General features: G+C 43.0%; 19 protein-coding genes. 13 read left to right on the forward strand and 6 right to left on the reverse strand.

Features of this window, described 5'->3' with window-relative positions:
* Positions 1 to 229: 229 nt before the first annotated feature.
* Positions 230 to 1348, forward strand: a complete 1119-nt coding sequence (gene dinB, locus BLS59_RS29125; RefSeq protein ID WP_091156887.1) for a DNA polymerase IV — start codon at positions 230 to 232, stop codon at positions 1346 to 1348.
* On the opposite strand, the gene folP is transcribed toward dinB, so the two are convergent.
* Positions 1345 to 2202 (reverse strand): dihydropteroate synthase, encoded by an 858-nt coding sequence (gene folP / locus BLS59_RS29130; protein ID WP_091156891.1) that lies wholly within the window; start codon positions 2200 to 2202, stop codon positions 1345 to 1347. The two genes, dinB and folP, sit on opposite strands and share 4 nt — an antisense overlap.
* 164 nt (positions 2203 to 2366) lie before the next feature.
* Here folP and BLS59_RS29135 point away from each other — a divergent pair, with 164 nt between their 5' ends.
* The 4 genes from BLS59_RS29135 to BLS59_RS29150 are packed head-to-tail and all read left to right on the forward strand — an operon-like array spanning position 2367 to position 5566.
* The gene (locus tag BLS59_RS29135; protein ID WP_091157005.1) at positions 2367 to 2846 is read left to right on the forward strand and encodes a DUF1599 domain-containing protein; all 480 of its coding nucleotides are present in this window, start codon (positions 2367 to 2369) and stop codon (positions 2844 to 2846) included.
* A complete protein-coding gene (locus BLS59_RS29140; protein ID WP_091156893.1) occupies positions 2846 to 4000 on the forward strand; it encodes a BT_3928 family protein in 1155 nt (384 codons plus the stop codon). The genes BLS59_RS29135 and BLS59_RS29140 overlap by 1 nt, the downstream gene beginning before the upstream one ends.
* Before the next feature lie 2 nt (positions 4001 to 4002).
* Entirely contained in the window at positions 4003 to 5061 is a 1059-nt protein-coding gene (locus BLS59_RS29145; protein WP_091156897.1) for an ABC transporter permease, read from the forward strand.
* A 4-nt stretch (positions 5062 to 5065) separates the two neighbouring features.
* Positions 5066 to 5566, forward strand: a complete 501-nt coding sequence (locus BLS59_RS29150) for a shikimate kinase (protein ID WP_091156900.1) — start codon at positions 5066 to 5068, stop codon at positions 5564 to 5566.
* A gap of 1 nt (position 5567) precedes the next feature.
* Here the strand turns inward: BLS59_RS29150 and BLS59_RS29155 are convergent, their stop codons facing one another.
* From BLS59_RS29155 to dtd, 3 genes are all read right to left on the reverse strand, one after another.
* Entirely contained in the window at positions 5568 to 6515 is a 948-nt protein-coding gene (locus tag BLS59_RS29155; protein ID WP_162842807.1) for a DUF4349 domain-containing protein, read from the reverse strand.
* A gap of 120 nt (positions 6516 to 6635) precedes the next feature.
* Positions 6636 to 6962, reverse strand: a complete 327-nt coding sequence (locus tag BLS59_RS29160) for a nucleotide pyrophosphohydrolase (protein WP_091156906.1) — start codon at positions 6960 to 6962, stop codon at positions 6636 to 6638.
* A gap of 20 nt (positions 6963 to 6982) precedes the next feature.
* Positions 6983 to 7441 carry a D-aminoacyl-tRNA deacylase gene (gene dtd, locus BLS59_RS29165; RefSeq protein ID WP_091156909.1) on the reverse strand — a complete coding sequence of 153 codons (459 nt, stop codon included), beginning with the start codon at positions 7439 to 7441 and terminating at the stop codon, positions 6983 to 6985.
* 179 nt (positions 7442 to 7620) lie between these two features.
* Here dtd and BLS59_RS29170 point away from each other — a divergent pair, with 179 nt between their 5' ends.
* Complete coding sequence (locus BLS59_RS29170; protein WP_091156912.1) at positions 7621 to 8856, forward strand: cystathionine gamma-synthase family protein; 1236 nt, start codon at positions 7621 to 7623, stop codon at positions 8854 to 8856.
* 151 nt (positions 8857 to 9007) lie between these two features.
* Entirely contained in the window at positions 9008 to 10912 is a 1905-nt protein-coding gene (locus BLS59_RS29175) for a beta-N-acetylhexosaminidase (RefSeq protein ID WP_091156915.1), read from the forward strand.
* Positions 10913 to 10995: 83 nt separating this feature from the next.
* Here the strand turns inward: BLS59_RS29175 and BLS59_RS29180 are convergent, their stop codons facing one another.
* Complete coding sequence (locus BLS59_RS29180; RefSeq protein WP_091156919.1) at positions 10996 to 11490, reverse strand: FKBP-type peptidyl-prolyl cis-trans isomerase; 495 nt, start codon at positions 11488 to 11490, stop codon at positions 10996 to 10998.
* 69 nt (positions 11491 to 11559) lie between these two features.
* On the reverse strand, positions 11560 to 13305 hold the full coding sequence (gene aspS / locus BLS59_RS29185; RefSeq protein WP_091156923.1) for an aspartate--tRNA ligase: 1746 nt from the start codon (positions 13303 to 13305) through the stop codon (positions 11560 to 11562).
* Between the two features lie 178 nt (positions 13306 to 13483).
* Between aspS and BLS59_RS29190 the strand changes: the two genes are divergently transcribed.
* The 6 genes from BLS59_RS29190 (at position 13484) to BLS59_RS29215 (ending at position 21342) form a co-directional block, all read left to right on the forward strand.
* Complete coding sequence (locus BLS59_RS29190) at positions 13484 to 14152, forward strand: hypothetical protein (protein WP_143014274.1); 669 nt, start codon at positions 13484 to 13486, stop codon at positions 14150 to 14152.
* A gap of 43 nt (positions 14153 to 14195) precedes the next feature.
* On the forward strand, positions 14196 to 16025 hold the full coding sequence (locus BLS59_RS29195) for a sensor histidine kinase (protein WP_091156928.1): 1830 nt from the start codon (positions 14196 to 14198) through the stop codon (positions 16023 to 16025).
* A 16-nt stretch (positions 16026 to 16041) separates the two neighbouring features.
* Positions 16042 to 16803 carry a LytR/AlgR family response regulator transcription factor gene (locus BLS59_RS29200; RefSeq protein ID WP_091156932.1) on the forward strand — a complete coding sequence of 254 codons (762 nt, stop codon included), beginning with the start codon at positions 16042 to 16044 and terminating at the stop codon, positions 16801 to 16803.
* Between the two features lie 321 nt (positions 16804 to 17124).
* Positions 17125 to 19512, forward strand: coding sequence for a TonB-dependent receptor (locus BLS59_RS29205; RefSeq protein ID WP_240315374.1), 2388 nt, complete (start codon positions 17125 to 17127; stop codon positions 19510 to 19512).
* Between the two features lie 33 nt (positions 19513 to 19545).
* Positions 19546 to 20196: a nicotinamide riboside transporter PnuC gene (gene pnuC, locus BLS59_RS29210; RefSeq protein WP_240315375.1), complete on the forward strand. Its 651-nt coding sequence runs from the start codon at positions 19546 to 19548 to the stop codon at positions 20194 to 20196.
* A gap of 51 nt (positions 20197 to 20247) precedes the next feature.
* Complete coding sequence (locus BLS59_RS29215) at positions 20248 to 21342, forward strand: acyl-CoA dehydrogenase family protein (RefSeq protein ID WP_091156935.1); 1095 nt, start codon at positions 20248 to 20250, stop codon at positions 21340 to 21342.
* The last annotated feature ends 17 nt before the right edge of the window (positions 21343 to 21359 follow it).

The following is a 21359-nucleotide window of genomic DNA, read 5'->3' on the forward strand; positions in this document are numbered from 1 at the left end:
TGCAATTCCAAAATACAAATCTACCCTGCGTAGTGGGAGACGCAATTATGCGTCTCTACAATAAACAATCGATTTTGTCATCCTGAGCGTAGCGAAGGATCTAATCGTGCATATGCATAGCGCAGTAACAGATTCTTCGCTACGCTCAGAATGACATATCGGTAATTGATGTTGCAATAATTAGCTATTCATTTTAGCAAACCCTCTCCGTATATTTGCATAGCACCAAATGCAAAACGAACCCATACAGATCATCCGTAAAATTATCCATATTGATATGGATGCATTTTACGCGTCGGTTGAGCAGCGCGATTTCCCAGAGTACCGGGGGAAGGCATTGGTTGTGGGTGGTTTGCCGCAAGGGCGCGGCGGCGTGGTGGCAACGGCAAGTTATGAGGCCCGCAAGTTTGGGATCCGGTCGGCAATGTCATCAAAAAGGGCTTTGCAGCTTTGTCCGGATGCATTGTTTGTACGGCCTAGATTTGCTGCCTACAAAGAGGTATCGCAAAAAATACGGGAGATCTTTAGCCGCTATACTGACCTGATAGAACCGCTTTCATTGGATGAGGCCTACCTCGACGTAACTAACGACAAGCTGAACATCGGCTCGGCAATAGATATTGCCAAACAAATAAAACAGGCTATAAAAGATGAATTGAACTTAACCGCATCGGCGGGGGTATCTATCAATAAGTTCGTGGCCAAAATAGCATCGGATATTAACAAGCCCGACGGTTTGAAATTCATCGGCCCATCCAGCATCGAAGATTTTATGGAACGGTTACCGGTAGAAAAATTCTTCGGCGTAGGTAAGGTGACCGCCCAAAAAATGAAACAAATGGGTCTGCATACCGGAGCCGACCTAAAAAACCTTACCGAAGATGAGCTCACCCGGCATTTTGGCAAAGCAGGCAGGTTTTATTACCAGATTGTGCGCGGCATTGATAACCGGGAAGTACAGCCCCACCGCGAAACAAAATCAATGGGTGCCGAAGATACTTTCCCTTACGACCTTACCACACTGGCCGAAATGGAAACCGAGCTGGATAAAATCGCTGTTATAGTATATGATCGCCTGCTTAAATATAACCTTAAAGGCCGCACCCTTACGCTCAAGGTAAAATACAGCAATTTTAAACAGATCACCCGTAATCAGTCATTCACCACGGCTTTTAATGATTTGGAAACCATTTGCAAAACAGCCAAACAGTTAATGGCCGCCACCAATCCCGATGATGTAAAAGTTAGGTTGCTGGGGATTTCGCTATCAAACTTTGGCGATATCGCACTCAAACAGAAAGAAGAAAAAGAAACCGGGCCGGGAGATCAGCTGTCGATAACCTTTTAATTAAGCTGGCAGGCTTTCCAGATCTTAACCGCTTCTACCGCTTCCTTTACGTCATGAACCCTTAAAATATTGGCGCCTTTGGTAAGAGCTATGGTATTTAAAACGCTGGTACCATTCAATGCTTCAATAGCCGTATTGTTAAGTAAGCCGTAGATCATTTTTTTTCGGGAAACCCCTACCAGCATGGGTAGGCCAAGCATGTCAAAATCCTGGAGCCGGGCCATTAGCGCATAGCCGTGCTCGGGCTTTTTGGCAAATCCAAAGCCGGGATCGAGGATCACATCATGTATGCCCAGTTGTTTCAATTGCTGGTATTTCGACACAAAATAATCGAGCACTTCGGTAAAAACATCGTCATATTGCGCCAGCTGCACCATGTTTTGCGGGGTGCCTTTCATGTGCATTAGTATATATGGCACCTGCAGGCGGGCAACGGTAGTAAACATATCCGCATCCAATTGCCCCCCCGAAATATCATTGATTATATGCGCGCCCGCTTTCACCGCCGTTTCGGCAACTTGCGAACGGAACGTGTCGATAGACAGAACAGCATCGGGAAAGTTCTTTACAATCGCTTCAACTACAGGCAACAAGCGGTCGGTTTCCTGCTGTATGCTGATATCCTCGGCACCGGGGCGTGATGAATAAGCACCCAGATCGAGGAAGGCAGCGCCGTCGGTCAGCATTTTTTGGGCTTGTAGCAACGCACCGTCAACATCGGGCTTACGGCTATCGGCAAAAAAAGAATCGGGCGTAATGTTAATGATCCCCATAACTTTTGGGATTGATATGTCGATAAGTTTACCGCCCGCATTTAGGGTAACCTTTTTATGAAAAAATGTATCTTTAGCCACTGTTTTACTTAATTGCCGTATAGTTTACGTATGCAAAGTTAAATTAACTTTATATACCCTTAACAGCATTAAAATTAAAACAATCAACATTAAAACATTTACATAAGTTGAGCAACACAGCAGCAGAGTACGACGCCGTTATTAACAATTGCAAGGGCCTTTTTATGAAAAAGACCCGCGACTATGGTACCGCATGGCGCATCCTTCGTCCGCAATCTATCACCGACCAGATATTTATTAAAGCGCAACGTATCCGTACGCTGGAAGAAAAAAAGATCTCGAAAGTAGGCGATGACATTACCGGCGAATATGTTGGCATTGTGAATTATTGCGTTATAGCCATGATGCAGCTGGATTGCAGTGCCGATACACCATCCGAACTTGCAGTTGACCATGTAGAAAGACTTTTCAATGAAAAGGTATTGGAAACCAAGGAGCTGATGTTTGCCAAAAATCATGATTACGGCGAAGCCTGGCGCGATATGCGGATCAGTTCATTAACTGATCTGATATTGATGAAGCTGCTGCGTGTAAAACAAATTGAAGATAATAAAGGCCTTACCGAAGCATCGGAAGGTGTAAAAGCCAATTACCAGGACATGCTGAACTACTCGGTATTTGCCCTCATAAAACTTGGATTATAATGAAAAACGGCCTGATATGGTTTTGCAGGATAGCAGTTGGTTTGCTATTTATATTCTCCGGCCTGATCAAGGCTAACGACCCGCTGGGTTTTTCCTACAAACTCGATGAATATTTCGAAGTATTTAACATCACTTTCCTGAGCAGCTTTGCGCTTAGCATAGCTATATTATTATGCGCGCTGGAAATGCTGTTGGGTTTTGCGCTGCTTATTGGCGCCCGCCCGGTAAAAGTTGCCTGGGGATTATTGCTGCTCATTATATTCTTCGGCTTTTTAACCTTTTACTCGGCCTACTTTAAAGTAGTACAAACCTGCGGCTGCTTTGGCGATGCCATACCGTTAACGCCTTGGCAATCATTTAGCAAGGATATGGTTCTGCTGCTTTTGGTGGCTGTAATATTTGTAAACCGTAAAACAATAAAACCCTTGTTTAGCGCAAAATGTGGCGACCAATGGCTTATCGGCGCTGCCATTGTTTCGGTAGGATTTGGGCTGTACACCTATAATTTTTTACCGGTAATTGATTTTTTACCTTATAAAATAGGCGCTAATATTCTGGAAGAAATGAAACGCCCAACTGGAGCGCCTTCCGATATTTTTGAGCTTACCTATAACTTAAAAAACAAAAAGACGGGCGAAAAAAAGTCCATGAGTGATAAGGAGTATCTTAAAACCAACATATGGAAAGATGCTAACTGGGAAGTACAGGGCGATCCGGAAAGTCACCTCATTAAAAAGGGTTTTGAACCCAAGATCCGCGACCTTTCCATACAGGATGCGCAAGGCAATAAATTTAACGATGAGCTACTGTCGAGCCCATTCTACAGCGTTTTCATTGTAGCTTACGATTTGCATACAACCAACGGCGAGGCAATGAACCGCCTGAACGCGCTGGCTGCAAGCCTTATTGATAATTATAATATCCATACCATTATACTCACATCAAGTTCGCCGCAGGATGCGCTGGCCTATACCAAAGAGCATAAGCTGGTAAGTGAAATATTTTATGCCGATGGCGTTCCGCTTAAAACAATGGTGCGTTCAAGCCCGGGTGTAATATTGATGAAGAACGGGGTGGTTATTAATAAATGGCATTACCATTCGGTGCCTACGTATGATATCCTGGTTAAAAAATATTTTCAACCGCAACAATAAGCATGATCAGCTACCTGCTCCGCAAATTTTTTTACGGACTGGCGGTTATGCTGGGCGTGGTGCTGGTGGTTTTCTTCCTGTTTAATATCCTGCCCGTTGATCCTGCCCGGATGACACAGGGACAGCGTGCCGATGTACAATCATTACAAGCCGTACGCAAGGAGTTTGGCCTGGATAAGCCGCTGCCTACCCAATTTGCTTATTATATTAATGACCTATCGCCCATAGGCATCCATTTAAATACTGCGGAAGAGCAGCAGCGTTATCATTACGCCAAATTATTTTCGGTGAGCAAAGCAAAGGTGCTGGCGCTCAAATGGCCATACCTCCGTCGATCATACCAAACCCGTAAGGATGTTGCCAGCCTGCTTATGGAGGTTATCCCCAATACGCTGGTGCTGGCTGCTACGGCTATGATCTTCGCTATAATTATAGGCGTATTTTGGGGTGTGCTGAGTACGGTTAATAAAGATACCTGGATAGATAAGCTGGCCATTAGTTTTTCTACCCTGGGAATTTCTGCCCCATCGTTTTTCGCAGGCATCATTATCGCCTGGATCTTTGGGTTTGAGTTAAGCCGCTACACCGGCCTCAATATGTCTGGCAGTTTATATAGTTACGACCCTTTCCGGGGCGAGGTACTTACATTAAGGAACCTCATATTGCCCATGATAACGCTTGGTTTGCGGCCGCTGGCTATTATAGTACAGCTAACCCGTAACGCTATGCTTGATGTTTTAGGGCAGGATTACATCCGCACGGCAAAGGCTAAGGGATTAAGTAACCGCACTATCATTTATCGCCATGCGTTAAAAAACGCACTTAACCCCGTTATAACTGCTATTGCCAACTGGTTCGCGTCGTTACTGGCCGGGTCGTTTTTTGTGGAGTATATTTTTGGTTATAATGGCTTGGGTAAGGCTACGGTTGATGCCCTGGAAATGTCGGATTTTCCGGTAGTGATGGGCTCCATCCTTTTCATCGCGTTTATTTTTGTGGTGATAAGCATATTGGTTGATATTATTTATGTTTGGATAGATCCGCGGGTTAAATTAAGTTGATATTATGAAGTACTTTTTAGTGGGGTTCATGGGCTGCGGCAAAACCACGTGGAGCCGCAAACTGGCTGCCAAATTAGGCTACGAATTTATTGATCTGGACCATGCACTTGAAGCACAGGTTGGCATGAGCATAGCCGAATATTTTTCGAGCTTTGGCGAAGATGCCTTCCGCCAAATGGAATCCGATCTGCTAAAAAACACGGCTTACCCAGAAAATGTAATAGTATCTACCGGAGGAGGTCTGCCCTGCTTTTTCGACAATATGGATTGGATGAACGCCAACGGCCAAACCCTGTACATCCAACTTTCGCCCAAAACCCTTGCTGATAGGTTAGAGCATAGCAAAACCGTTCGCCCCGTACTGCAAGGTAAAAAAGGTGATGAACTGGTAGAATTCATCACCGGAAAACTAGCCGAGCGCGAAGGTTTTTACCTGCAATCCCAACATATTGTTGATGGCATAAGTATGTCTGTAGAGAAACTGGAAGAAGCGATAGGCGTTTAGCTTACTGCGCCTGTTTTAGTTTTCTTCTTTTTCGCCATACTTTAAAAAGCCATATTGCAGCAACTCCAATTACTATAAAAGGCCAAAGGGTAATAATAGTAAAGAAGATATTTTGCAGTTGGATCCACCCGTTTACCAGTGCCATTTTAAACTTGTAGCCAATTCCTACGCCTTTATCGGCTTTCTCAACATGCCGGGTATAAAATGTAATATCCAATGAACTGTAGGAAACTTGTTTATTAAGATAATTGAGCTGCCCCTGGGTTGATTCTATATCGCTGCGAATTTCTGTCAGCTTGTTTTCAATTTCAAGCAAATCAGTTATCCTCGAAGCTTTTTTCAATAATTCCAGGTACCGGTTTTCCAATAGCTTTTTATTACCAAGTCTGGTTTTTATATCGATGTAGCGGGTAGTTACATCAGTGATAGAAATGCTCTTTGTATCTATCTTATCGGCCGAGGCCGAAACAGAATCGAGCACAAAATCAAAATATTTAGCTGGGATGCGAATTTTTAAATTATACTCTTTTCTATTCTCGTCGCTGTTGGTCGACTGATCATCCTCGTCAACATACCCACCATATTTTTTTACGGATAACAGTATTTTTTTACGTGCTATGGCAACATTATTGGTTTCAAACGCAATAGTGCCATCTTTAACTATTTTTTTTGATGTGTCGGTTACGACATGGGGTGCATTTGTATATCGGTAACCTTTATCATTACCCCCTCCCACATTTCCGTATGCTTCATCGCTGCTAATTGAATTTGGCTCCGCAAGTTCTACTGCTACAGGAGCAGTATTTTTTTCAAGAACTTCCTTATCTAATTTAACGGCAGGAGATGCAAGATCCAGTACCGAATCTTTTAACTCATTTTTTGTTTTTGTGCGCCCGCAAGAGGAGAGCAATAATGATAATAATGCAAAAGAGATCAAATAACTTTTCATAATAAGGAGTTTTAGTTTATAGAACATAAACGAGCAAAACCTTATTAAATTGTGAAAATTTAAAATAAACGGAATTAAATTTTGTTTATTTATTTTTATTGAAATTATATTTCATTAAAACTATTTTAACTTCTCATTATTTTTATGCCGGTCTGCATCGCGGATGCTTTTCTTTTCCATGTTTTTTTCCAGTGCATCTGTCAAGTCTATACCCGTTTGGTTGGCCAGGCAAATGAGCACGAATAGCACATCTGCCATTTCATCGGCCAGGTTAACCTCCGTATCCGATTTTTTGAACGATTGCTCGCCATATTGCCTCGCCATGATCCGGGCTACCTCGCCAACCTCTTCCATTAAAATGGCGGTATTGGTTAGCTCATTAAAATACCTGATGCCCATTGTATTTATCCACTTATCTACCAGATGCTGCGCTTCTTTAATTTCCATAATATTTGTTCAAATAAATTTTAGTGGTTCTCTTTGTCGTTTGTATCCATTATAATAGTAACCGGTCCGTCATTAACCAGGCTTACTTTCATATCCGCTCCAAAAATACCGGTGGCTATCTTTTTACCTGTTAAAGTTTCCAGCGTTTTTATCATCTGCTCGTATAAGGGTATAGCTTTATCGGGCCTGGCCGCGCGTATAAACGACGGTCGGTTCCCCTTTTTAGTTTGGGCAAACAAGGTAAACTGCGAAATAAGCAGGATGTCGCCGTCAACATCGGCAAGTGCCTTGTTCATCAATCCGTTTTCATCGCCAAAAACGCGCATACCGGTAATTTTATTGGCCAGCCAGTTAAGGTCTTCGGTGGTATCGGCATCTTCAATACCCAATAACACCAGGAAGCCCGTGGCTATTTGCCCGGTAATTTTGCCATCAACCCGGCAGCTTGCTTCAGAAACGCGTTGCAGTACAGCTCTCATTGTAAAGATTTAATGCGGCAAGATAAGAAGTAACCAGCGAGAGAAAAGAAACAAGATTTTTTTATCGCATTAACCATCGCCAACACGGTTTTTAAGCCTTATAACTTGTTTCTGACAATAAAACCATCACTTTTTGCTCAAAAACAATTAAGTTCGCAACCGCTACAAAGTTTTAAAAGATGACTACTAAAAGAGGCTTTACAACTACACTGCTACACTCCGACCGTTTAGGCAAACCTGAGCATGGTTCATTACACAAACCCATCCACACTTCGGTAACTTATGGGCACGAGGATGTGCAGGACCTTGTTGACATTTTCCAGAACAAGAAAAAAGGATACGCTTACTCGCGCCAGGGCAACCCTACCGTTACCGCGTTGGAACATAAAGTTACCAATATGGAAAAGGGCGTATCGTCCGTAGCATTCTCTACCGGTATGGCGGCTATTTCGGCAACAGTTATGGCGCTTGTAAAACATACCGACCATATTGTGGCCAGCTCATTTTTGTTTGGTAACACCCGCAGCATTTTTCAAACCTATATTGATATGGGGTTGGATATCACCTTTGTTGATGCTACCGATGTGAAAAATGTTCGCAACGAAATAAAAGAGAATACTAAACTGGTTTTCGTAGAAACCATTGCCAACCCGGCGACGCAAATTGCCGACCTGGAAGCTATTGGCGACCTGTGCCAGCAAAAAGGCATTATATACATGGTTGATAACACCATGACCTCACCATACCTGTTTAACCCTATTAATGTTAAGGCTGGATTAGTTATTAACTCATTAACCAAATACATTGGCGGCCACGGCAACGCGCTGGGCGGCAGCGTTACAGATACCGGTTTGTTTAACTGGGAAGTATTCCCTAATATTTTTCCCAGCTTTAAGGGCCAAGTTAAACCCGAAGCATTGGGCATGACACAGGTACGCAAAAAAGGGCTGCGCGATGCCGGCGGTACTTTATCGCCTGAGGCTGCACATTCTATTTCGGTTGGATCAGAAACCCTTGCCCTGCGCCTTGATCGCGCCTGCTCTAATGCGCTGGCACTGGCCAAATATTTTGAATCGCACCCGAAAATTAAAAAGGTATTTTACCCGGGTTTGGAAAGCCACCCGCAGCATGACCGCGCAGCAAAACTATTCAGTAAATTTGGCGGGCTGATGAGTATTGAAGTTGATGAAAGCATTGATATCTTCGCATTTTTAAATAAACTGCAACTGGTTGTAAAATCAAGTAACCTTGGCGATACCCGCACACTGGCTATCCCGGTTGCCCACACCATATTTTTTGAGTTAGGCGCCGATAAACGTGCCGAAATGGGGATTCCCGAAAGCATGATCCGCCTATCAGTAGGCATCGAAGATCTGGACGACCTGATAGAAGATTTTAAGGCCGCTTTAGTATAAGCCGGCAACAAGACGATCTGCCCCAATAATACAAAGCCCGAAATTATATGCGTAAAGCAATATAATTTCGGGCTTTAACTTTTTAATATTATTTATAAAGTTTAATTTGCGTACCGATCTCATAAAACATCCTGTTAAATCAACTTCTTGTATGAAAAAACTATCTTTGCTATTTTGTTGCTGCCTTTTAAGCTTTTTATCCTTTGGTCAGGCGCCAAACAACAACCTCGGCATAATTCCCGAGCCGGTGAAGGTTGCTACCAAAACAGGCAATTTTATCCTGCCCAAAATTGTAGTTCTTGAAGCAGGCAGCAACCCGCAGCTTACGCCGGTTATTGCCTATCTTAAAACTAAATTGAGTACCGCTGCCGGTACCGCGGTTGCTGTAAAAAGCCTTGCACCAACGGCATCAATAAAATTTGTTTTAAATAAGGTTGCCGATCCGCTTATAGGTGCTGAGGGTTACAACCTTTCGGTAACGGCAAAAAAGGTGGTGATAAGGGCTAATGAACCTGCAGGTGTATTTTATGGTTTGCAAACTTTTATGCAACTACTGCCCAAAGAAATTGAAAGCAAAGAATTTGTAAAAGGCATCAAATGGACAGCCCCTTGCGTGGAAATAACCGATTACCCTCGCTTTGTTTGGCGTGGTTTAATGTTTGATGTGGCACGCCACTTTTTTACCAAGGCCGAAGTAAAGCAATATATAGATGCTATGGTGAAATACAAGCTTAACCTGCTGCACCTGCACCTTACCGACGACGAAGGTTGGCGTATAGAAATTAAAAGCTTACCCAAGCTAACTACTGTTGGCGCTTATAACGTTAAAAAGGTTGGTCAGTTTGGTACGTTTACCCCGCCAACACCCGATGAGCCCCGCAATTATGGTGGCTTTTATACCCAGGAAGATATTAAAGAGCTGGTACAATACGCCAAAGAGCATTTCGTAAACATCCTGCCCGAAATTGATGTACCCGGCCACAGCCTTGCCGCAGTGGCTGCTTATCCCGAACTTTCATGTACCAAGCCTGTAGATAAATATGTGGTTAACTCTGGCGAACCTTTTATGAACTGGGATGGCCCGCACAACAAAGCCATTGTTGATAATACCCTTTGCCCCGCTAACGAAAACGTATATGAGTTTTTAGATAAAGTTGTTACCGAGGTAGCGCAATTATTTCCCTTTCCGTACATTCATATGGGTGGCGATGAATGCGCCAAAAATTTCTGGGAGCAAAGCGAAGCCATTAAGGCATTAATGATTAAGGAAAATCTTAAAACCCAGCAGGAAGTACAAAGCTACTTTGAAAAACGGGTGGAAAAAATTGTAGAATCGAAAGGTAAAAAATTCATGGGCTGGGACGAGATCCTGGAAGGCGGTGTAGGTCCTAATGCAGCGGTAATGAGCTGGCGCGGTATTCAGGGTGGTATTGAAGCCGCTAAATTGGGCCATGATGTTGTAATGAGCCCAACAACCTTTGCTTACCTTGATTATATGCAAAGCGACCGTGTGAACGAAACCCATGTTTACGCCTCGCTTCGCCTGAGTAAAACTTATGAGTTTGAGCCCGTGCCCGATAGCGTTGATTCCAAGCTGATAAAAGGCGGTCAGGCTAATTTATGGACGGAGCAGGTGTACAATATTCGCCAGGCAGAATATATGACCTGGCCGAGGGGAATGGCTATTGCCGAGATTGTATGGTCGCCGAAGGAGAAGAAAAACTGGAACTACTTTTTTGGTAAGGTAGAGAAGCAATTTGAACGTTTTGACGCATCAGAAACCAAATACGCGCCAAGCGCCTACGACCCTTCATTTAATGCCACCCGCAACGCCGATAAAACATTAAAGATCACCCTAACCAATGAAGTTTCTGGTTTGGATACTTACTATAGCTTTGATAATTCGTTCCCGGATAATTTTTATCCTAAATACACCGGCCCTATTGATGCTCCCAAGGATGCTACGACATTAAGAGTAATTACCTATAGAGGCAAAAAGCCGATAGGCCGCATGGTTACCATGCCACTTGCCGAGTTAAGCAGCCGGATTAAATAACCGGGTACCATCACTAACAAAAAAGACCTTTTCCCAAATGGAAAAGGTCTTTTTTATTGTTCAATATTTTTATCAACTAATATTTATTTACTGGCCTTTAACGTAATGGTAAATATCAACACCGAGTTTGGCGGAACGTTAGGAACTGTATCGGCTTCTCGGTATGCAAGTCCGGATGGGATGATCAGCAAAAACTTAGTACCTACCTTTAGCTGCGGAATTATCACCCTCCATCCCTGAATTAAAAGTGATAGCGTATTAGTATAGTTAGTTGCGGTGCCAAATTGAGTACCGTCGAGCAGTTTTCCGGTATAATCAACGGTTACCGATGAGGCTAATGTTGGATAAACGCCCGTGCCTTCGGTAATTATCTGGTATTTCATACCCAAGGTATCCTTCACCGGAGAAATTTCCGGGTGATTGACAAGATACGTGGCTATTGAAGCACTATCGATGGCTACGTACTTTAAGCTATCATAAACCGGTTTAGGACCAACAACTATACTTTGCGAATCTTTAACACATGAAGAAAAGATGATGGCAACAGCAGCAAATAAAAGTAAAAGTTTTTTTTCCATTCTATTATCAATCGATTTTAATGAAATACGCCCAAGTCTTAACAAACGTTACAACCGTTGTAAACTTATTTATACTGTTGTTTTTATTTTAAGCTCATTCATCTGCATATCAGCAATTGTAGATGGTGAATCGATCATCACATCTCGGCCCGAGTTGTTTTTAGGGAACGCGATAACATCACGGATAGAATCCAAACCCGCAAATATCGATACCAGGCGATCAAAGCCCAATGCCAAACCACCATGCGGCGGTGCGCCATATTCAAAAGCATCCATTAAAAAGCCAAACTGTTTTTGCGCTTCTTCTGCCGAAAATCCTAAATGCTTAAACATTAATGATTGTGTAGCGCGGTCATGAATCCGGATAGAGCCGCCGCCAACTTCTGTACCATTGATAACCAGGTCATAGGCATTAGCACGTACGTTTTTAGGATCAGTATCCAACAGTGCAATATCCTCCGGCTTAGGCGATGTAAAAGGATGGTGCATAGCGTGGAAACGTTCGGTTTCCTCATCCCACTCTAATAACGGAAAATCAAGCACCCAAAGCGGAGCGAATTTATTTTTATCGCGTAAGCCCAAACGACCGCCAATTTCTAAACGCAGTTCGTTCAATTGTTTGCGTACTTTATCTGTAGGGCCGGCAAGTATCAGCATTAAGTCGCCTTTTTCGGCTTCAAAAGCAGCCGCCCAGTTGGTTAGCTCATCTTCGCTGTAAAATTTATCTACAGATGATTTAAGCGTACCATCCTCGTTGTAACGGCAATAGATCATGCCGGTTACGCCAATTTGCGGGCGTTTTAACCATTCGGTAAGCTCGTCAATTTGTTTACGGGTGTAGCTTGCCAAACCTTTGGCGTTGATACCAACAACCAACTCGGCATTATCAAAAATACCGAAGCCCTTTCCTTTAACAATATCATTCAGCTCCACAAACTCCATCCCGAACCGTACATCCGGTTTGTCTGATCCATACAAACGCATGGCATCGGCATATTGCATCCTCGGGAAATCGCCCAGGTCAATACCTTTAACGGTAGTGAACAGGTGGCGGGTTAGGCCTTCAAAAATGTTTAAAATATCCTCTTGTGTGATGAACGAAAGCTCACAATCAATCTGGGTAAACTCCGGCTGGCGGTCGGCACGCAGATCCTCGTCCCTGAAACATTTAACAATCTGGAAATAACGGTCGAACCCGCTCACCATCAGCAATTGCTTAAATGTTTGCGGCGATTGCGGCAACGCGTAAAATTCGCCTGGATTCATGCGACTTGGCACCACAAAGTCGCGTGCACCTTCCGGGGTAGATTTTATGAGTACCGGGGTTTCTACCTCGATAAATTCCAGATCGCTTAAATATCGGCGAATTTCCTGGGCCATTTTGTGGCGCAGGATAAGGTTATTGCGTATTGGTGCACGGCGCAGATCAAGGTAACGGTATTTTGCGCGCAGTTCCTCGCCGCCATCGGTATCATCCTCAATCATAAACGGCGGAATTTTAGCCGCATTCAATATCTCTATATCGGCAACAGCTATTTCAACTTCGCCGGTAGGTATTTTTGTGTTCTTGTTGGAGCGCTCCAGTACTTTGCCGGTAACTTTTATCACAAACTCACGCCCCAGCTCACGGCTTTTTTCGCGCAGGGTGGCATCGGTATCGGTATTGAAAACCAGTTGGGTTAAACCATAACGGTCGCGCACATCAATAAATGTGGTACCGCCCAAATCTCTCGATTTTTGTACCCAGCCGCACAGGATAACTGTTTGACCTAAGTTGCTGATATTTAATTCGCCGCAGGTATGAGTTCTAAGCATAGCAATGTTTTATAAAAGTTTGCAAAAGTACATTTTTGAGGTGAAAGCCGAAAGGTAAAATAATATTGCCCCTCCAACAACACACCGATACTCAATAATACGTGCAGGATACTCAATGTAAATTGCTATGATAAACCTATTGCTTCACTTTTACATTGTAAACAAAGTAAAACACATCATGCAAAAGAAAATCTCACTACTCACCCTGATATTCGTTTTGGGGTTTAGCGCATGGGCCGTTGCCCAGGTACAAAAAAGCAGCCCAACCAATAAGGAGCCTATTACATGCCAACAACTTGTTCCCGAGGTATTTGGCAATTATTTTTTATTCACTGGCTTTGGCCTTTATCCCGAATCTTCGGTGTGGGAAAAATCAAACTTTAAGGTAGGCGATACAGCTTTATATGAAGCTTTTGAAATGATAAATAAGGACAGGCAAAAAATTGATTCGCTAAAGAAGCTTTACCCTGTGGCATATATGGTTGAAAGCAGGCCTAAAAGTAAGGTTATGCTTGGGCTAAAACTTAACCCCATATTAACCCAATACCTAAGCGCTGATGCAGGCCCTAACGCAAAATATATTATTAACGATAGTTCCAACGCTATTTTGATTGCCTTAGGTATCAATGCCGCTAATGTTAATGATTATCGTTATCATGTAGTTGCAAGTGATGGTACTGAAATTACAACCTGGTTAATACCACAGTTACAGCAAAATTACGGAGCGAAAAAGGCCTATGCTTTTTTAGGCACTTATAAATATGCCGGAAAGCAGGTGCAGGTAGAGGTGAAAAACATCAAGGATGAAAGTATAAAGGAGGGGGTTGTTTTAGAATGGAAACGGTAACGCTGCTGCATTCAACTAATTATTTAACTTCATACCGCACATCATGAAAAAAAGAATTACAGCACTTGTCATGGCCATATGTTTCGGGCAGATATATTTTGCATCTGCCCAAAAACGAAACGCTGCCGCAAAAAAAGATACAGTTATTGATACCGTAGGCTCGCGTACCCAAAAACACGATGAACAAGTTTTTGGCAATTTTATTTTATTTGCGGGGGCTGTTTTGGATAGAGACAAAATGCTGTGGAATACGTCAAACTATGCGGTTAGCGATACCGCCTTGTACAAGGTTTATAATATGTTAAACTTTAGCAAGCATAAAATAGATTCATTGCAAAAGCTTTATCCCAAGGCGTATTATGCCGAAAGCCGCCCAAACAGCAGCATTATGCTGGGTATAAAGCTTAATCCCGGGTTGCGAAATTACCAATCATCGGGTAGTTTTAAATCTGCCTCAAAATACTATCCTGTGTATAGGATCAATGATAATTCTGCTGCCGATCTGGTAGCAATGGGTATTAATGCCGGCAATGTTAATGACTATCGTTATCATGTAGTTGTTAACGACAGCGCCGAGATCATCCCATGGTCGGTACCAAAACTGCAGCAAAACTACGGAGCCCAAAAAAAGTATGGCTTTTTAGGCAATTATAAAGGTAATGGTAAGCAAGTGATTATCGAAGTAGTGAATATTAAGGATTACAGCATAAGGGATGGCATCGTTTTGGATTGGCGCAGCAGCTTTAAACCGGTGGTTACGCAAATAACTATCAGCAACAAAACTGATTTTTTTAATTTAAACGGCAGCAAAAATAATTATCAATACGCCACCAGATTTGATAAAGACAGCGGATTACCCCTTGATTTTAAATTCAGGCAGGATGAAATTGAAACAATATATATCGATTTTAAAAATCACGAAACAACTGTTTACTCCCTGTATATCGTTAAAGAATTACCAGGCGCCCGGCCCGATACATCATTTTTTGAGCAAACAAGTGATAACACTTATGCATTTAACAAAAACAAATATGACAAGCCCGGTAAATATGAATTGCTGATACAGCCAGTACGCGCGCCATTTAAATGGGATGCCACACAAATAGCCCACATCAAATTTAAAGTATTGCCATCTGCACTACACGCCAAACAATTCACCATTAAACAAATACTTCCCTTTTTAATAGCGGGCTTATTAACGGTGATACTGGTTTTTACAGGATACTATTTATTTAACAAACGCAGGTTACGAAAAGCCGCGCAACAAAAGGATATTGCCAACTTAAAATTAAACTCGGTACGTGCGCAGTTAAACCCGCATTTTATGTTTAACGCACTAACCTCTATCCAAAACCTCATGAATCAGCATGATCAGGAAGGCACCAATCATTACCTTGCTAAATTTGCAAACCTTACCAGGCAGGTTTTAAAAAGCAGTGGTAACGAACTCATTAGCCTGGAAGACGAGCTGCGTATAATTGATGATTACCTGCAAATGGAAAAATTGCGCTTTGGTTTTAATTATAGCATTGAGGTTGATGAAACCATAAGCCGGGCCAATACCGAAGTGCCGGCCATGCTATTGCAGCCGTTTATTGAAAATGCTGCCAAACACGGCATAAGTGCCTTAAAGACTAATGGTAAAATTGAAATTGTTATTGCAAAGCAAAATAATGATCTGATATTTACGATAACAGATAACGGAGCCGGCTTTGCTAAAGCTCAATCCGGCGACAATGGCTTTGGCTTAAAACTTAGTCGTGACCGCGTGCAACTGCTAAACCAAATTTATAAAGACCAGCATATTGATCTGCAAATTAACAACAGTATAAGCGGTGTTAAAATAAATATCGTACTTACTAATTGGGCATAACATATAACCGTACAAAATGGCACAGGAAATTCGCAGTATTATAATTGATGATGAACCTAATAACATTCAAAACTTAACAACTATTTTACATGCCTATTGCCCCGATATAAATATTGTAGCCACTGCGTATAACGCCGATGATGGCGTTGCAGCAATAAAGCAGCATGATCCCGAGCTGGTGTTTCTGGATATTCAAATGCCTCTAAAGTCGGGATTTGATGTTTTAATTGATTTTCCAAACGCTAAGTTCGAGGTTGTTTTTATAACCGCTTATGATCAATATGGTATACGCGCTATCAAATTTTCGGCACTTGATTATTTACTGAAACCTGTAGATATTGCCGAATTAAAATTGGCTGTTGAAAAGGCCCGTCAAAAGATATCAGCAAAAAACAGCGATCAAAAACTGGAGAATTTAATTGAGTATATAAAACGAGGAAAGAATGAATTTCCCAAAATTGCGCTGCCTACCATGAGTGAGATAAGGTATATGAAGATAGATGAAATAATAAGGTGCGAGGCATCTGATAATTACACTACTTTTTACATAACCACCGGCGAGCGCATACTGGTTTGCAAAACATTAAAGGAATTTGCTGAATTATTGCAGCCCCACGATTTTATACGTACCCATCAATCGCACCTTGTAAATATTCATTTTGTAAAAAGCTATTTAAGGGAAGATGGCGGGGCCTTATTAATGAAAGATTTGATAAAAATTCCCATATCCCGGCACAATAGAGATGCCGTTAAAAATGCTTTTAAGCAGATGTTATAGCAAATTCCAAATCAAATCCTATCTTTGCCCCATAATTCTCAAGGGGTGCCTTGCTTTGGTGTAATAAAAAACGAACTGCAGAGCGTTTTTACCAAACTGAAAGACAGGCTGAGATCAAACCCATTGTTTTTATAAGTCGAAATTCAAAAGTAGAAGTCAAAAAGTCGTAATCCCGACTCAAAACTCAAAACTTAGAACCCAAAACTTAAAAAACATGCACCTGATCCGGGTAATGCCGGCGTAGGGAGAGGTAACAAGTTAAGTGTACTGCCATTGTACCCTGGTGAGCAGATGGTTTAACTAATTTATTTTTTACAAATTTTGAAAAATGTATTCGCGGCTATCACCGCTTTGCTGCTGCCTGTCCTGGCATCGGCCCAACTTTCCATATCCGGGAAGATCACAAACACATCTGGCGAAGTACTGCCCGGAGCTACCATCACCATTACAAATCCATCAGCAAATATTGTTGCCGATGCTGCCGGTAAGTTCAGCTTTAATGACCTTAAACCCGGTAACTATTCTCTAAAGGCAAGTTATATAGGCTATCAGCCTGTTACTAAAAACATTAACCTTACTGCCAGTCAAACTGTTAATTTTTCATTGGGCAACGGAGTTATGGTTACTGATGAAGTTACCGTAAGCGCTACCCGCGCCGGTAAAAAATCGCCAACTGCTTTTACTAACCTGAGTAAAAAAGAGTTGGAGAAAAACAATTACGGGCAGGATCTTCCTTACCTGCTTAACCAAACCCCCTCAACTGTTGTTACATCTGATGCCGGGGCCGGGGTAGGCTATACAGGGATCCGCATCCGGGGATCTGACGGTACGCGCACCAATGTTACCTTGAACGGTATCCCGCTTAACGATGCCGAAAGCCAGGGCGCTTACTTTATCGACCTGCCAGATCTCGCCTCATCTGTTGATAATATCCAGATCCAGCGCGGTGTGGGTACATCAACCAATGGCGCGGGCGCTTTTGGGGCCAGCATCAACATACAAACCACCACCCGCCGCGATACCGGCTATGCCGAGCTTAACAACTCTGTAGGCTCGTACGGAACGCTTAAAAATACCGTTAGTCTGGGTTCGGGATTAGTAGGTGGTAAGTTTACTTTTGATGGCCGTCTGTCGAGAATTAAATCCGACGGCTATATCGACCGTGCCAAATCCGACCTTAAATCATACTTTTTGAGCGGTGCTTACTACGGCAAAAATACCCTTATCAGGGTAAACGTATTTTCGGGTCAGGAAAAAACCTATCAGGCCTGGAATGGCGTACCGGAAGATACCGTTGCAGTTCACCCAACCTATAATGGACTGGGGTTAGAATCAGACGGAAAAACTTACTATAATAATCAAACTGATAATTATACTCAAAACTACGCCCAGGCGCTTATCACCCAAAAAGTTACTGATAACCTTACTTTCAATGGCGCGCTGCATTATACCAAAGGCTTTGGTTATTATGAAGAGTATAAAAACACCGATTCGCTTTCACATTATGGTGTAACGCCGGTAACCATAGGGGGCACAACCTTTGCCACTACCGATCTGGTTCGTCGTTTATGGCTCAATAATGATTTTTATGGCCTTACCTACGCCTTTAATTACACACCTAAACAAAACCTCAACTTTACTTTGGGTGGTGCTTATAACGAATATCGCGGAGCACATTACAATAACATCGAGTGGACACAGCAAAGCACCAACATCCCTCCCGATTATGAGTACTCACGTGATAACGCCCGCAAAAACGACTTCAATATTTTTGCCAAGGCCGATATCAAGATGAACGATGTGACGCTATTTGCCGATATGCAATACCGCCATATTTATTACTCCTTTTTAGGTTACGACCGTAACCGTAATAATGTGCAGCAAAACGCCTCGTTTAGCTTTTATAATCCCAAAGCAGGTATTACCTACCAACTAAACGACCAAAGCAATGCCTACCTGTCATTCGCGGTTGGTAACCACGAGCCGTCAAGGGACGATTTTACGCAATCAACCCCGGGTAGCCGCCCTAAAGCCGAGAACCTGAAGGACTGGGAGGCTGGTTACAGGTATAGCAGTGCAGGTGTTAACTTCGGCATAAATGGTTTTTTTATGGATTATAATAACCAGCTGGTGTTAACAGGACAAATTAATGACGTGGGCGGCTTCATACATAGCAATGTGAAGGATAGCTACCGCGCCGGTGTTGAACTGGATGGTAAGGTGCGTATTACACCACAATTTTATTGGGCGGCAACGGCATCGTTAAGCAGAAATAAAGTAAAGAACTTTGTTGAGTTTATTGACAATACCGATACCGGCGGTCAGGATGAAGTTAAATACGGCACCACCAATCTTGCCTTTTCGCCTTCATTTGTTGGTTCAAGCGAGTTGAACTTTGTGCCGCTTAAGGGTGCGGAGATTGCTTTCATCAGCAAGTACGTAGGTAAACAATACCTGGATAATACATCCAACGAAACCCGCAAACTGAATGCCTTTTTTGTAAACAGCGTACGCCTGCATTACAGCTTTAAAACCAACGTCATTAAAAACATTGGCATTGGGCTGCAGGTAAACAATTTGTTCAGCGAAAAATATTCATCAAACGGATATACCTACAGCGACATTGAAGGTGGTACCCGGGTTAATTACAATGCCTATTTCCCGCAGGCACCGCGCAATTTTATGGCATCGTTAAGTTTGGGATTTTAACAAACAGTAACTCAAAAATCAAAACAATTAACCATGACTATGCAAACACTTATAGCGCTGTTCATGGAACAAATAAAGGAAACCACCTGGGTGCAATGGCTTGCCGTTGCCCTGGGTGTTGCCGAAGTGTTGCTGGCGCGAAAAAACAACATCTGGCTTTACCCATTGGGTATCCTGGGTACGCTCATTTCTATTTATCTGCTGTTGGATGTCCACCTGTATGCCGAATCGATACTGAGTGTTTATTACGTGGTAATGAGCGTTTACGGCTGGGTGTACTGGATAAAAAAGAAGGATGAGCCTCCCGTAGAAGTAAGCTGGAGTACCAAAAAAGAATGGATTGTTAGCATTACCATATCAGTTGTTGGCTGGGTATTTTTCTATGTGCTGCTTAAAAACCTGCCTGCAAAATACTTTACCCCATCAAACGTGCCCATTTGGGATGCGCTGATATCGTCAACAGCATGGGCAGGTATGTGGCTGCTGGCACGCCGTAAAATAGAAAACTGGGTATTTTTAAACGTATCAAACCTGTTTGCCATACCTATATTGTTTTACAAACATCTGCCGCTGTTTGCCATACTCACCTTGTTTTTATTTGTAGTAGCCATTTTTGGATATTTCGATTGGAAGAAAGAAGCCGAATTGGCTAAAAGCTTAAAGCCGAAGGCCGAAAGCGTTTAACAGATTAATAATTTGCTTTAGGCTTTAGGCCTTTAGCTTTAAGCTTAAAAAATGGATCATCCTTCAAGTAACTTAAAACCCGAATGGGTAAATATAATCCGTAATGCAGCACCGGAGGCCGAAAAACTGGCCATGCTGCACCCGGATCAGCTGGCGCTTATTTATGAGCAGGGTTGGTTTAAATTTTTAGTACCCAAAGCGTATTCGGGTCTGCAACTGCCCCTGCCAGATATGGTTAAGCTGGAAGAAAGCCTGGCCTGGGCCAATGGCAGTTTAGGCTGGGTGGTAACGCTATGTGCCGGAGCAGGTTGGTTCGGCGGTTTTTTATCGCCGGGGATTGCCCATGAACTTTTAAACACACCATACCTTTGTTTGGCAGGCAGCGGCGCATCAACCGGTACTGCCACCATTACCGAGGGCGGTTATATCATAAACGGCACCTGGAAATATGCCAGCGGTGCGCACCATGCCACACATATTACCGCCAACTGCATCATCAAAAACGGCGAAGAAACTGTATTAAACAGCGATGGCAAACCGCTTATCTTGCCTTTTATTTTCGATAGTAAAGATGTGCAATTGTTCGCCGCCTGGAAATACATAGGCATGATGGCTACGGGCAGCGATGCCTACACCGTAAAAGACGTTTTTGTAGCTAAAGACAGATGTTTCAAGATTGACGCCGCAGCCGCCGTAATTAATGAGCCGCTATATCAATATCCGTTTTTGCAATTAGCCGAAGCTACGCTGGCTGCCAACATATCCGGCATAGCCGTACACTTTATTGACCTCTGCGGGCCCGCATTTGAGGAAAGGCAAAAAAACGCCCGGTTAACGTTAACACAAAAAGCACTGATTACCAATACCCTCGAAAAACTAAGCGCCTTGTTGCACAACACACGCGAACAATTCCACAAAGCTGTAGAGGCATCATGGCAGACAGATCTTGCGGATAATACTTTGCAATTGGCAGAAGTAAGCATAACCAGCCGCAAACTGGCCATTACTGCGCGTAAGTGTGTTGATGAATTGTACCCTTACTGCGGCTTGCAAGCGGCCAACCCGGATACCGAGATAAGCCAGGTATGGCGCGATTTTCATACGGCAGGGCAGCATTCGCTGCTTACTTTCGAAAGCCCGCTCTAAAACAGGGCGTTTTCGGG

The sequence above is a fragment of the Mucilaginibacter pineti genome (assembly GCF_900101875.1).
GTDB lineage: Bacteria > Bacteroidota > Bacteroidia > Sphingobacteriales > Sphingobacteriaceae > Mucilaginibacter > Mucilaginibacter pineti.